General features: G+C 75.3%; 14 protein-coding genes. 5 read left to right on the top strand and 9 right to left on the bottom strand.

The genetic code is table 11. The annotated features are described in order from the left end of the window. Positions 1–114 precede the first annotated feature (114 nt). Positions 115–390, top strand: coding sequence for a DUF4235 domain-containing protein (locus ACZ4MO_RS16320; protein ID WP_163188741.1), 276 nt, complete (start codon positions 115–117; stop codon positions 388–390). Positions 391–449: 59 nt separating this feature from the next. Beyond that, positions 450–1,859: a hypothetical protein gene (locus ACZ4MO_RS16325; protein ID WP_175009331.1), complete on the top strand. Its 1,410-nt coding sequence runs from the start codon at positions 450–452 to the stop codon at positions 1,857–1,859. A 23-nt stretch (positions 1,860–1,882) separates the two neighbouring features. Here ACZ4MO_RS16325 and ACZ4MO_RS16330 read toward each other — a convergent pair whose 3' ends face one another. The 4 genes from ACZ4MO_RS16330 to ACZ4MO_RS16345 are packed head-to-tail and all read right to left on the bottom strand — an operon-like array spanning position 1,883 to position 4,533. Then, entirely contained in the window at positions 1,883–2,440 is a 558-nt protein-coding gene (locus ACZ4MO_RS16330) for a hypothetical protein (protein ID WP_175009332.1), read from the bottom strand. Then, complete coding sequence (locus tag ACZ4MO_RS16335; protein ID WP_175009333.1) at positions 2,437–3,078, bottom strand: DUF4352 domain-containing protein; 642 nt, start codon at positions 3,076–3,078, stop codon at positions 2,437–2,439. The genes ACZ4MO_RS16330 and ACZ4MO_RS16335 overlap by 4 nt, the downstream gene beginning before the upstream one ends. Next, positions 3,075–3,776 (bottom strand): hypothetical protein, encoded by a 702-nt coding sequence (locus ACZ4MO_RS16340; RefSeq protein WP_175009334.1) that lies wholly within the window; start codon positions 3,774–3,776, stop codon positions 3,075–3,077. Before ACZ4MO_RS16340 ends, ACZ4MO_RS16335 begins: the two co-directional genes overlap by 4 nt. A 52-nt stretch (positions 3,777–3,828) precedes the next feature. Next, positions 3,829–4,533, bottom strand: coding sequence for a DUF1361 domain-containing protein (locus tag ACZ4MO_RS16345; RefSeq protein WP_186810454.1), 705 nt, complete (start codon positions 4,531–4,533; stop codon positions 3,829–3,831). A gap of 118 nt (positions 4,534–4,651) precedes the next feature. On the opposite strand from ACZ4MO_RS16345, the gene ACZ4MO_RS16350 reads away from it, so the two are divergent. Continuing rightward, the gene (locus ACZ4MO_RS16350) at positions 4,652–5,899 is read left to right on the top strand and encodes an MFS transporter (protein WP_175009336.1); all 1,248 of its coding nucleotides are present in this window, start codon (positions 4,652–4,654) and stop codon (positions 5,897–5,899) included. 661 nt (positions 5,900–6,560) lie between these two features. Here ACZ4MO_RS16350 and ACZ4MO_RS16355 read toward each other — a convergent pair. Further along, entirely contained in the window at positions 6,561–7,052 is a 492-nt protein-coding gene (locus ACZ4MO_RS16355; protein ID WP_175009337.1) for a DUF6328 family protein, read from the bottom strand. Between the two features lie 93 nt (positions 7,053–7,145). Between ACZ4MO_RS16355 and ACZ4MO_RS16360 the strand changes: the two genes are divergently transcribed. Then, positions 7,146–7,877 carry an ANTAR domain-containing protein gene (locus ACZ4MO_RS16360; protein WP_175009338.1) on the top strand — a complete coding sequence of 244 codons (732 nt, stop codon included), beginning with the start codon at positions 7,146–7,148 and terminating at the stop codon, positions 7,875–7,877. Positions 7,878–7,887: 10 nt separating this feature from the next. On the opposite strand, the gene ACZ4MO_RS16365 is transcribed toward ACZ4MO_RS16360, so the two are convergent. The 3 genes from ACZ4MO_RS16365 to ACZ4MO_RS16375 form a co-directional block, all read right to left on the bottom strand. Beyond that, positions 7,888–8,679, bottom strand: a complete 792-nt coding sequence (locus ACZ4MO_RS16365) for a GAF and ANTAR domain-containing protein (RefSeq protein WP_255437287.1) — start codon at positions 8,677–8,679, stop codon at positions 7,888–7,890. Positions 8,680–8,953: 274 nt separating this feature from the next. Further along, positions 8,954–9,814, bottom strand: a complete 861-nt coding sequence (locus ACZ4MO_RS16370) for an SDR family oxidoreductase (RefSeq protein ID WP_074803377.1) — start codon at positions 9,812–9,814, stop codon at positions 8,954–8,956. 49 nt (positions 9,815–9,863) lie between these two features. Then, on the bottom strand, positions 9,864–10,613 hold the full coding sequence (locus ACZ4MO_RS16375; protein ID WP_074803380.1) for a PAS and ANTAR domain-containing protein: 750 nt from the start codon (positions 10,611–10,613) through the stop codon (positions 9,864–9,866). A gap of 105 nt (positions 10,614–10,718) precedes the next feature. Between ACZ4MO_RS16375 and ACZ4MO_RS16380 the strand changes: the two genes are divergently transcribed. Continuing rightward, on the top strand, positions 10,719–12,047 hold the full coding sequence (locus ACZ4MO_RS16380) for a molybdopterin-binding protein (RefSeq protein ID WP_175009339.1): 1,329 nt from the start codon (positions 10,719–10,721) through the stop codon (positions 12,045–12,047). An 18-nt stretch (positions 12,048–12,065) separates the two neighbouring features. Here ACZ4MO_RS16380 and ACZ4MO_RS16385 read toward each other — a convergent pair whose 3' ends face one another. Continuing rightward, complete coding sequence (locus tag ACZ4MO_RS16385; protein ID WP_175009340.1) at positions 12,066–12,737, bottom strand: AIM24 family protein; 672 nt, start codon at positions 12,735–12,737, stop codon at positions 12,066–12,068. Positions 12,738–12,756 lie beyond the last annotated feature (19 nt).

Consider the following 12,756-nt stretch of genomic DNA (forward strand, 5'->3'; position numbering starts at 1 on the left):
GGCGAGCGCGCCGGGCGAGCGCGCCGGGCGGCGCGTGGGCGGCGACTTCGCACTACGGTGGTCGTGCGAGCACGCCCGGCGCCGCCCGGCGCCCCGACCGACGGAGGACCCCTCGTGGCCGACACGAACGAGACCGAGCAGACCCTGGCCCTCAAGGTCGGGACCGTCGCCCTGACCTTCGCCGCGGGCTGGGCCGCGCAGAAGCTCGTGACGTTCGTCTGGGCCAAGGTCACCGGGCACGACGCCCCGAAGGACCTCGACGACGAGGAGGTCGGCGTCGTCCAGGCCGTGACCTTCGCGGCCGTCGCCGCGGGCGTCGGCGTCCTCGCCCGCCGCTTCGCGGGCAAGGAGGCGAAGCGCGTCGTCGCCCGCCTCGCCTCGCGCGCCTGACGTCCGGCCCGGCCTCCCTCCGCGCGAGGGAGGCCGGGCCGCCCGGTAGCCTGGCGCGCGTGACCGCCCCGCCGGCGAGCCCGACGCCCCCTCAGGACCCGATGCTGCGCGCCGGCCTGCGCGTCCTCGCCGACGCCGGCCGGCTCCTGGCCCGGCACTGGCCCGCGCTCGTCGCGGTCGCCGTCCTCGCGCAGGTGCTGCACGAGCTCGCCCTGCGGGCCGCGCTCGCCGTCGCGCCGTCGTCGGGCGTGCTGGGCCTCCTGGTGCTGTGCTTCTCGCCGCTCGCGACGGTCGTCGGGATCGTCGTCATGCTGCACGTGCTGCGGCGGGAGCCGCGCACGGAGCGGGACCGGCTCGAGGTCCGGGCGCTGCTCGGATCGATCGCCTCGGTCCTCGTCCCCTACCTCGTCATCTACGAGTTCTACGGCGGTCTGTCCTCCGACTGGCAGGCGTACATCGACTCCGCCGCGCTCGACCACGCGTTCGCGGCGGGGGCGGGGATCGAGACCGCCAGCCCCGTCCCCGAGGGCTTCGGGCTCACCGTCGTGCTCGTCGTCGCGGGCGCGCTGCTCGCCCGCACCCTGCTGGAACGCCTCGCGCGGCGCCTCGACCGCGGCGCCTCCGCGCGCGACGACGACGCCCGGCGCAGCGCCCGCTCCGCCGCGGTGCGCATCGCGGCGGGCTACTGCGAGGTCGTGTGGATCGTCGTCGGCGCGTTCACCGTCACGGCACTCGTCGGTCGCGTCCGCGAGTGGTGGTCGACGCGCGTCGTCGTCGTCGAGGTGACGACCTGGTGGGACGGCGTGGTCGCCCGCGTGGACGCGCTCAAGCCGCTCGTCGAGGCCGTGGGTCCGACGACGTCCCTCCTCGTCGCGGGCGTCGTCACCGGGCTCGTGGTCCCGCTCGCGTGGCTCACGCTCGGGACGATCGTGTACGGCGTGGAGGCGATCGACGTCGTCGACCCCGCCCACGCGGCGCCCAGCGACGGCGACGCGACCGGACGGACGGCCCGCGCCGTCGACCGGTTCAACCGGACGCTCGGCGAGAGCGGTGCCCAGCGGGCCTGGGCGCTGATGCTCGACCCGGGCCGGCGGTTCGGCGGCCTCGTCGGCGCGCTCGGGATGCTGTGGCGCAGCCGCTGGAGCGCGGTGCTGCTCTTCTGCGTCGCGTTCGCGCTCCTCACGCTCACCGAGCAGGTCGTGCTCACCGCCGCGCAGGCGGTCGTCGGCCAGCCGGGGATCGTCGCGTGGCGCGCGCTCGTCGGCCCGCTGGAGACGGTCGGGACCGTCGTCGTGCAGGTGCTCACGACCGTCCTGCTCGCCGCCGCGGCCGACGCGCTGCTCGCGAGCCTGGGCCTGCCGTCCGCGCTGCGCACGCGGCGCGCGGCGCGGCGGGCCGAGCCGGGCCCCGTGGTCGACACCGGGACGGAGAGCGCGCCGACCGCCGTCGGCGCGGCCGCGGCCCGCTGACGCGGCACCCCGCCGGGCGGCGGTCAGCCGACGTCAGCGACGGGGAGGGACCAGTACGCCGGCAGGAGGCTCGGCTCGACGAGACGCACCTCGGCGGGCTCGGCGTCGTCGGGGGTGAGGAAGTACTGCGTGCTGCGGCTGGAGACGGCACCCGTGCAGCCCGGCGCCTCGGGGTACGGCATGCCCGCGAGCGCCGACGCGCCCGCCGCGAACTCCCGGCCGGCCGTGTCCCGGAGCAGCACCTCGCACGACGAGAAGGTCTCCTCCGCGCCCTCGGGGGCGGGCGGCGCGTCGGAGCGGAGCGACACGTCGGCCGCCCAGAGCGTGTAGCCGTCGGGCGCATCGATCCGGCCGCCGTACCCGTCGTCGAGCCCGTCGACCGCCTCGAGACCCGCGAGCCGGGCCCGCACGTCCCCGACCTGGGCCCACCCCTCGGCGTCCGCGGCGTGCGCGACGCGCGGCTCGCCCGACCACCAGGCCTGTACCTCGTCCGACCGCCAGGTCAGCCAGCCCAGGGCTCCGAGCGCGACGACGAGCACCGGCAGCCACCAGCGGTTGGTCCGCCACCAGCCGGCGCTCACGCGTCCCACCCGCCCGGGACGAGCGCGGGACGCACCGTCTCCACGGAGTCCCCCGCGGCGGGCGGCGCGACGCGGCCGAGGTCGACCTCGGCGATCGCCTGGGGACGGTCGAGGTCCGCGTCCTGGTGCTCCGTGAGCACACGCAGCACGAGGCCGCCCTCCAGCGCCCGCGCGGGCACCTCGACGGCGACGGTCCCCGCCTCGGGGACGTCCGGGTCGGCGAACGTGCTCAGCACCTGGTTGCTCACACGGTGCGACGCCTCGTGGTCCCGTCCGACGGCGTCGCGCAGCTCGACCACGTCGACGCTCGCCTCGCCCGTCGTCCCGGACACCGCGAGGTCCACGACGACCCAGACGCCGTCGGTCGTCAGCGGGCCGGCGCCGTCGTCGAGCGTCGTGCCGGTGCGGACGTCGTCGACCCGCACGCGCACCGGACCCGCGGTCACGACCTCGCCCACGGCGCCCCGCGACGTCGTCGGCGTGAGCGTGGGCCACCACGTGTCGACGCGCGACACCGCGGCCCCCGCCCCCACCGCGAGGACGAGCAGGGCCACGGTCACGGCCCGGCCGGTCCGCCGCGAGCGCGCGTCCGGCGCCTCGGGCCCGACCGCTGCCACGGCGGTCGCCTCCTCGGTCACCAGCCGTCCTCCGTCTCGGGCGGGTCCACGATCTCCGGCGGGACGTCCCCGGCCGGCACGTCCACGAGCGTGACGGCGCCCGTCTCGGCCCACCGCCGGCCGCCGCCGACCGTCATGTCGCGGTACCGGAACGTCGGGACGGTCACGGTCAGCAGCTCGTCGGGCGTCGCGACCACCGCACGGCCCTGCCCCGGCACCGTCACGGGCCACAGGAGCGCGACGTCGTCGGCGAGGCCCGGCGACAGCACCGGGTACGCGGACGCGTCACGCACGAGCAGCGTCGGGTCCGGGCGGTCGGGCTCCGCGTCGCCCGCGAGCGCCAGACCACCGGGCAGCTCGTCGGGGAGCGTCACCGCGGTGCGGTCGAGCCGCCGCGACTCGCGGTCCGTGTCGAGCGCGCCCACCACCATGACGAGCCACGCGTCCGCCCCGGAGTCCTCCAGCGCGGAGACCTGGACGGTGTCCGTCACGGACCACGAGCGCACGGTGAGGTCGAACGGTCCCGTGGCGACGGGCTCCCCCGCGGCAGCCCGGGCCGGCCCCGCGTCGGCGGCGTCGTGGCGGGCGAGCCCGCCGGCCGCCGTCGTGCCGACGACGGCCCCCAGGACGACGGCGAGCGCCACGCGGCGCGGCCACGTGCCCACGACGGCGCGGAGCAGCGGCACGCCCCGGGCGGCCTTCGGCGCGGTCGACGTCACGGCGCGCATCCTACGGGCCGCCACGGGACCGTCGCTGGACCGCCACGGGCCGTCAGGCCCCGCGCACGAGGAGCGTCGTGACCGGGCCCATGACGATCGCGTACATGACCGCGAAGAACAGCGTGTGCAGGAGCACGAAGAGCAGCGCGTCCAGCGCGGCGCCGCGCGCCCGGAAGTGCCGCACGAGCTTGCGCACGAACTGGACCGGGTGGACGAGGTCCCAGCTGTTGAACCGCACGTACCGGCCGAGGTAGATCCCGACGGAGACGAGCGCCAGCACGACGAGCACCACGACCCACGACACGGGCCGGCGGAACGGGGCGTCGTCGTCCGGGTAGAGCACGATCGCGAGCAGCGCCTGCGCGAGGAACACGTTGACGAGCGTGTTCATCACCCCGGACAGGGCGAGCGTCAGCACGGCCACGATGTCGTACCAGAGCGGGACCTCCTCGCCCTCCTGGCGGTGGCTGTAGTTCAGCTCCGTGACGAGGTAGCCCGCGTTCGGCAGGAGCAGCAGCCAGACGCCGAACCCGAGGACGGCGCACGCCACGACCGCCCACGACGGGGCACCGCCCGCGATGAGCACCGCGTCGACGACGACCACGATCCCCAGCACGATGACGGGCGCGATCGAGAGCCCGATGTTGAGGAGCATGGGCCGGTACAGGCGCGTGCGGTACAGCGGTGCGCGCAGCACCACGAGGGCGAGCGCGTACACGTTGAGCAGGGCCACGCCCCCGAAGAGCCAGTCGAGCACGCCCCCACGGTACGGGGGGTTCCCCGCGCGCGGCGCGGGGAGCGTCGTTAGCGTGGAGGTGCTCGACGCAACGACCTCCCCCGTGCCCGACGACGGGCACCTCCCCCCAGGAGTCGCCATGGCGCAGCAGGACGCGGGCAGGGCCGCCGGACCCGCCGCGACGACGACGTCGACGTCCACCTCCCCGACCCTCATGCTCGTCCTCGCGACCATCGGCTTCGCGGTGAACTTCTGGGCCTGGGCGCTCATCAGCCCGCTCGGCGCGGCGTACGGGCAGCAGTACGACCTCACCGACGTGCAGGTGTCCGTGCTGGTGGCCGTCCCGGTCGTCGTCGGGTCGCTCGGCCGCATCCCCGTGGGAGCGCTCACCGACCGGTACGGCGCGCGCATCATGTTCCCCCTGGTCAGCGCGCTGACGATCCTGCCCGTGCTGTTCGTCGGGCTCGTCGCGGACAGCTTCGTCTGGCTGATCGTCGGCGGGTTCTTCCTCGGTCTCGGCGGCACCGCGTTCGCCGTCGGGGTGCCGTTCGTCAACGCGTGGTACCCGCCCGCGCGGCGCGGCACCGCCGTCGGGATCTTCGGCATGGGGATGGGCGGCACCGCGATCTCCGCGTTCACCACCGTCCGCATCCGCGACGCGTGGGGCGACGCCGCCCCGTTCCTCCTCGTCGCCGCCGTCCTCGCGGTGTTCGCCGTCGTGTCGTGGCTGCTGCTGCGCGTCCCGCCCGGCCGCGCGGCCGCCCCCGCAGGCGGGTTCTGGTCCCGCACCTGGGCGACGTTCCGCCTCCCCGCCACCCTGCAGCTCTCCTGGCTGTACGCCGTCGGGTTCGGCGGGTTCGTCGCGTTCTCCGTCTACCTGCCGACGTTCCTCGTCAACGCCTACGACCTCACCGCGTCCGACGCCGCGGCCCGCACCGCCGGGTTCGTCGTGCTCGCCGTCGTCATGCGGCCCGTCGGCGGCGCGCTGTCCGACCGGTTCGGCGGCGTGCCCGTGTCCGTCGTGTGCTTCGCCGTCGTCACGGCGCTCGCCGCGGTCGTCGCGTTCCAGCCGTCGCTCGTGCCGGTCGGGACGATCGCGTTCCTCGGCCTCGCCGCCGCGCTCGGCGCGTCGTCGGGCGCGACGTTCGCCCTCGTCTCGAAGGTCGCGCCGGTCGAGAAGGTCGGTGCGGTCACCGGCCTTGTCGGTGCGGCGGGCGGCCTCGGCGGGTTCATCCCGCCGCTGCTCATGGGCGCCGTCTACCAGCTCGAGGGCACCTACGGCCTCGGCTTCGGCCTGCTCGCCCTCACAGCCCTGCTGACCCTGCTGTTCACCCTCGGCCCCGTCCGTCGGGGCGTCCGGGCCCGCGCCTCCGCGTCGTCCTCCTGACCCTCCGCGAGAGGCCGTGGCCAGACGAGGTAGAGCCATAGTCACGCGAAGTAGAGCCGTAGTCACGCGAAGTAGAGCCGTGGACACGCGGGCTAGAGCCGTGGTCATGCCCGACGGCGCGTGGTCGTCCTGGGTGGGCAGGGTGGGTGGTGGTGCCGCGTCTACCATCCGCCGCTCGTTCCTCGCGGCTCTCGCCAGGCCCGCCACGACGCGGCACCCCCACCCACCCCGCCCGGCGTCGTCTCACCTCTGGGTCTCCCCTTCTCGAGCGACTGCCCGCGGTGTCACGTGCGCTCGCACCGCACCGCCGACCGGTCACCGCGCTCACGTCGGAACTCGGTGGCGAGCAGGTGATCTGGGCTCGTCCTGGTCGACCTACGGGCCACAATCACCTGCTCGCCGGAGGCCGCGGCCCATGGTGGACAGTGGGTGTCGCTCGGCCCTCCGGCCCGGCGCGGGGCGGCCGGGGGACGGCGCCCGGCTCCACCACGGTCTCCGCGATTGACCACGGCTCTACTTCGCGTGACCACGGCTCTACCTCAGCGAACCACGGCTCTACTTCGCGTGACCACAGCTCTACCTCGCGCGACCGGGGCTCTTCCTCGCGCGAACCACGGCTCTGCCTCTCTACCTCGTGTGGCGAGAGGTCGTGATCGCGGGGTCAGGGGGAGGCGGGAGAGGACGGGTCGCGGGCGACGAGGCGCGGGAGGACGAACCAGAGGCCGACGAGCAGCACGAGCGTGCAGCCGCTCGACCACAGGGCCGCGGTCCGGTCGACGACGACGTCGACGACGAGCAGCACGGTCCCGGTGACGACGAACGCGAGGACGAGCACGCCGAGCCGCGCGATCCGGTCGCTCAGGGTCACGAGCGTCGTCTTGCGGTGCCGACGGAAGAGCGTGCGGTGCAGGCTCACCGGCGTCACGAACAGGCCGGTGGACAGCACGGCCAGCGCGACGAGCGCGAGGTAGACACCGGTCTGGACGGTGTCGAGGTCGCCGAAGCGCTGCTGGAAGGGCAGCGTGAGCAGGAAGCCCGTGAGGATCTGCACACCCATCTGCATGACGCGCAGCTCCTGGAGCAGCTCCGCCCAGTTCCGGTCGGACCGTTCCTCGGCCGACTCGTCCCGCCCGTCGCTGACCTGCGTGGTCATGGTTTCCTCCCTCGCGCCGACGCTGGGATAATCTTCACTCTGCTGGGGTCAGGAATCGGCTCCGTCCTGCTCGATCTCCGGGGACCCCCATCGATGGACGCTGCCCTGCCCGCCGACGCCACCGAGCCCGACGACGTCGTCCCGCCCGCTCTCGCCGACCTCCTCGCCGCCCTCGGCCCGGGTGACCCCCAGCCGGTCGGCCGCTTCCGCGTGGACATCGCCACCGACACGTGGTGGTGGTCCGACGAGGTGTACGAGATGCACGGTTTCGCGCCGGGCGAGGTCGTACCGACGACCGCCCTCGTGCTGTCGCACAAGCACCCCGAGGACCGGGAGCGGGTCGCGAGCGAGCTCGCGCAGGCCGCCCGGACCGGGGAGCCGTTCGGGTCCATGCACCGCATCGTGGACGCGACGGGCGCTACTCGCACGCTCGCCGTCGCGGCGCAGGGGAAGAACCCGGGCGGGGAGCTGCCCTGGGCGCACGTGGTGGGCTACTTCGTCGACCTGACGACGGCTCACGCCGAGGCCGCGCGGCGCGCGGCGACCGCGTCGATCCGGGCCGCGGACGCGTCGCGCTCGGTGATCGAGCAGGCCAAGGGCGTGCTCATGGCGGCGCTGCGCACGGGGCCCGACGACGCGTTCGAGGTGCTGCGCCGCCGCTCGAACGACGTGAACGTCCCCGTCCGCGAGCTCGCCCGGCGCCTCGTGGAGGGCGTGGTCGGCGGCGCCGAGACGGCCGGGCCCCTGCTCGACGAGTCGGTCCGACGCCGGGTCGACGCGCTGCTCGAGGCGCCGTGCGCCGACGAGCCGGCCACCGGCGGCTGAGCGCCGGGGCTCAGTCCCCCACGGGCGCGCCGACGCCGGGGATGCGCCGCGTCTCGACGATCTCGCGGGCGACGTCGACGAGCTTGATGTTCGCGTCCTGGGACACGCGACTCATCACGGCGAACGCGCGGCCGGGGGTCAGGGAGTACCGCTCCATGATGATGCCCTGGGCCTGCCCGATGAGCGTGCGGGTCTGGACGGCGGACTGGAGCTGCTCCTCGGTCCGCGCGGCCGAGATCGCCGCGGCTGCGACGGCGGCGAACGTCGACGCGAGGTGGTGGGAGTCCGGACCGAACGCGGCCCGCGACCCCGAGTACATGTTGAGCGCGCCGTGCGCGTTCTCCGACGTGTAGAGCTGCACGCACAGCATGGAGCGGACACCGAGCTCGCCCGAGACGCGCGGCGCCCACCGCGGCCAGCGCGGGTCCGCCGCGACGTCCCCGGACTCCACGAGCGCGTGCTCGCGGATGGCGTCGAGGCACGGGCCCTCGTCGAACTCGTACTGGAGCGCGTCCCCGCGCGCGACGACCGGGTCCGACACGGCCGCGCTCTCGATGCGGCGGCGGGTCACGAGCGAGATGCCGGCCTCGTCGCACCCGTCGACCATCGCGACGGCGAGCTCGACGACCCGGTCGAGGGTCTGCTGCAGCGTAGGTTCGTCGGCCAGGGCGCGGGCGGCGTCCGCCACGAGGCCCGCGACCGTCGCTTCCTCCGCCATCAGGTCGACGACGGGGACCTCGGTCAGCGGCGCTCCGGATCCTCCCGGGGTCGGCTCGGCGCTCGTTCTGCGATCGATGCTCATGGGTGCTCTCCTTGTCTCCGCGGCAAGCCTACGTCGCGGAGAACCGGGGCACGTCGTGCCGGAGGCCCCGCCCGGGCGTCACCGGGGCGGGGCGGGGGCGGCGGCCGTCTCGCCCGCACAAGGCGTGGCGGCTGGTGACCCTCTCACGGGCGCCGTCGCTCTCGCGACGGACCCGCCCCCGGGCGGGCGCGGACGCCCACCCTCCGACCCTTCCCGAGCGAGACGCGGCCCTCGGCCGAACCGTCCGCGCCTCCCCCGGTGAGGATGGCGCCCGTCAGAACACGGGCTTGCCTCCCGTGACACCGAGGACGGTGCCGGACACGTAGCTCGCGTCCGTCGGGGAGGCGAGGAAGACGAACGCCGGGGCGACCTCCGCGGGCTGGCCCGCGCGCCCCAGCGGGGTGTCCTTCCCGAACTGCTCGATCTTCTCCTCGGGCTGGGTAGCCGGCTGGAGCGGCGTCCAGATCGGTCCCGGCGCGACGGCGTTCACGCGGATGCCGCGCGGGCCGAGCTCGGCCGCGAGGTTCACCGTGAGGTTGTTGATCGCCGCCTTCGTCGACGCGTAGTCGAGGAGCGACGTCGACGGCTGGAACGCCTGGATCGACGAGTTGTTGACGATCGCCGCCCCCTCGCCCAGGTGCTCGAGCGCCGACTGCGTGATCCACAGCAGCGCGTAGAGGTTCGTCTTGAGCACCCGGTCGATCTCGTCGGTCGTGACGTCCTCGATCGACTCGCGCCGCGCCATCTGGAAGCCGGCGTTGTTGACGAGCACGTCGAGCCCGCCGAGCTCGGACGCGGCGCGCCCGGGCAGGGCCCGTGCCGTCGCCTCGTCGGTGACGTCGCCGGGCAGGAGGGCGCACGTGCGGCCCGCCTCGCGGACCCAGCGCGCCGTCTCCTCGGCGTCCTCCTGCTCCTCCGGCAGGTAGCCGATGGCGACGTCGGCGCCCTCGCGCGCGAACGCGATGGCGACGGCGCGGCCGATGCCCGAGTCGCCGCCCGTGATCAGCGCCCGACGGCCCTCGAGCCGCCCGGTGCCGCGGTACGACTGCTCCCCGTGGTCGGGCACCGGGTCCATGCGTCCGGTGAGGCCCGGGGGCTCCTGCTGCTGGGCCGGGAAGGTGGTCTCGTCGGTCATGTGGTTCCTCCTTCTCGTGTCGTTCTCGTCGTGCGCGGGACCGCCCGGCTCAGGAGCGGGCCGGCTCGCGACGGCGTGCGAGCTGCGCCTCGTGGGCGCGGGGCCGCGCGACCGGGCGGACGGCGGCGAACGCGCCCGCGACCGTGGCCTCGGCCGTCGGGCCGACCCCGCCGGCCTTGCTCAGCGCGCGCATGACCTGCGCGGCCGTCTCCTGGACGGGGACGCCGGCCTCGCCGGCCGCCTCCGCGAGGAGCTGGCCCGCCGCGACGTCGTCGACGCCGTGCACGGCCATGAGCACGCCCTTGACCTGCTCGACGGCCGCCTGCGTGACGAACGCGCGCGTGACCGCGCGCTGCGACTCGCGCTCGAGCGCCTCCTTGTGCGTCGGGGTGACGTCGACGACGTACCCCGCGATCTCGACGACGCGACCGCGCGCGTCCCGTCGGCCCTGTCCCGTCACGACGACGGACCGGGCCTTGCCGTGCCCGTCGACGATGCGGTGCGCGCACGAGAACGGGCGTCCGGAACGGATCGCCTCCGTGGCGGCGCGCACGACGCGGGCGCGGTCGTCCGGGTGCTTGCGCGAACGCAGCGCGTCGAGGCTGGGCTGGACGTCCCCCGGCGCCCAGCCGTGCATGGTGTACACCTCGTCCGACCACCACCACGTCCCGGTGCCGAGCTCGACGCGGTACTGCCCCACGAGGAGGTGCGTGCCCACGGCAAGCACCTCCGCGAGCGCTGCGGGGCGCACGGGCGCCGTCTGGTCGGGGCTGAGGGTGGTCACGGGGATCGAGGCCATGTCGTCCTCCCAAGGTTCGGGGGGCTTCGGGCCGCTTCATGACTCCGGTGCCCAACGTAGCCCACCCTCCCGAGGTCGGCACCCGGGCTCGGCTACGGTGCGGGCATGACGCGCGACCCGAGTCGGACGATCGTCCAGCACACCGCGGACGCGCTCGCGCTCGTCCGCCCGACGGCGCCCGCGGACACCCCGCTGGAGGACGCCGTGGGGGCCGTCCTGGCCGCCGACGTCGTGTCCGCGCTGGACGCCCCCGCGTTCGACGCGTCCGCGATGGACGGGTACGCGGTGCGCGCGCAGGACGTGGCGGGGGCGACGCCGTCGGCGCCCGTGGTGCTGCGCGTCGTGGGCGACGTCGCGGCCGGGGACGCGGGCCCGCCCGGGCTCGACGGCGGTCTGGGGCCGGGCGAGGCGGTCCGGATCATGACGGGCGCGCCCGTGCCGCCCGGGGCGGACGCCGTCGTGCCCGTCGAGCGCACGTCGACCGGTCGCTTCACGCCGGGCGCGGCCGGGAGCGGGCCGACGACGGTCGCGGTCCACGACGCCTCGCGCACCCACGTGCGGACCCGCGGGGAGGACGTGCGCCGGGGGGACGTCGTCGTCGCGGCAGGCGCCGTGCTCACGGCGCGGCACGTCTCGGTCGCGGCGTCCGCCGGGCACGCGACCGTGCGCGTGCACCGCGCGCCGCGCGTCGCGGTGCTCTCCACCGGCAGCGAGCTCGTGGCGCCGGGGACCACGCCGGGACCGGGGCACCTCCCGGACTCCAACTCCGTCCTGCTCGCCGAGGCGGCCCGCACGGCGGGCGCGCACGTGGTCCGGCGCGGGGCCGTGGGCGACTCCGCGGCGGCGCTCGTCGCGACGCTGGACGGGCTGCTCGACGCGTTCGACGGCGCCCCGCCCGACCTGCTCGTCAGCACCGGCGGGGTGAGCGCGGGGGCGTTCGACGTCGTGCGCGAGGTGCTCGACCCCGCGACCCGCGCGGGCACGCCGTGGCAGGACGCGGTCACCGACGCCCGGCTCGTCGCGGTCGGCATGCAGCCCGGCCGCCCGCAGGGTCTCGGACGCTGGCGGGGTGTGCCGTGGCTCGCGCTGCCGGGCAACCCCGTGAGCGCGTACGTGTCGTTCGAGCTGTTCGTGCGGCCCGTCGTGGACCGGCTGCGCGGCGTGCCCGGCACGGGCCGCCCGCTCGTCCGGCGCGTCGCCGCCGCGGGGTGGTCCTCGCCGCCTGGGCGCGAGCAGCTCGTCCTCGTGCGCCACACCGAGCCCGACGGCGCGCGCGTCGTCCCCGCGGGCCGTCGCCCCGAGGAGGACGCGACGGCGCGCGGCTCCGGCTCGCACCGCCTGAGCGCGCTCGCGCACGCCGACGCGCTCGCCGTCGTCGGGGCCGACGTCACGGCCGTGGCGCCGGGTGACCCCGTGCAGGTGCTGCTGCTCTGAACCCGGGGCCGGCCGCGGTCACTTCGCCGGGGGCGGCGGGTGGCCCTCCGACGCCTGCACGACGACGATCCCGCGCCCCGAGAGCGCGAGCTGGTACGCCTCGCCGGACCCGCGCCCGATCGCGGCACCGAGCTTCGCCGTCTTGCGGATCGAGGACTGCAGCGACGTCGACCACAGCACCGCGGCCTGCATGTCGACGAAGGTGGGGACGTCGACGTCGAGCACGACGGGCGTGCCGAACGCGGTGACGGCCAGCGCCCCGGTCCCGGTGAACGTCGTGTTGAACAGGCCGCCGCTGAGCATCGACGCGCCCTCGACCCGGTTGATGTCCCACGCGAGCGAGCTCTCGAACGCGAGCACGTTCGCGCCGTTGACCGTCACGCCCTCGTCCTCCAGGTGGAGCACGAAGACCTGGTCCGCGTCCTGCGCGAGGAAGACGTCGCCGCTGCCCGAGACCTTCATGAGCGACATGCCCTCGCCCGTGAACGCCTTCTTGAACATCTTGCCGAGACCGCCGCTGCCCTCGTACGCGAAGTCGACGTCGCCCTGGTAGGCGACCATCGAGCCCTGCTTCGCGAAGAAGAACCCGCCCGTGCCGCGGAGGTCGACCTTGAGCATGCGGTCGTTCTGGAGCTGGAAGCTGCCGGGCTCGACGGAGCGCTCGGCGTGGTCGAGGAGTGAGCTGCGCATGGGTCGATCCTCGCGGTCG

The sequence above is a fragment of the Sphaerisporangium cinnabarinum genome (genome assembly GCF_055567015.1).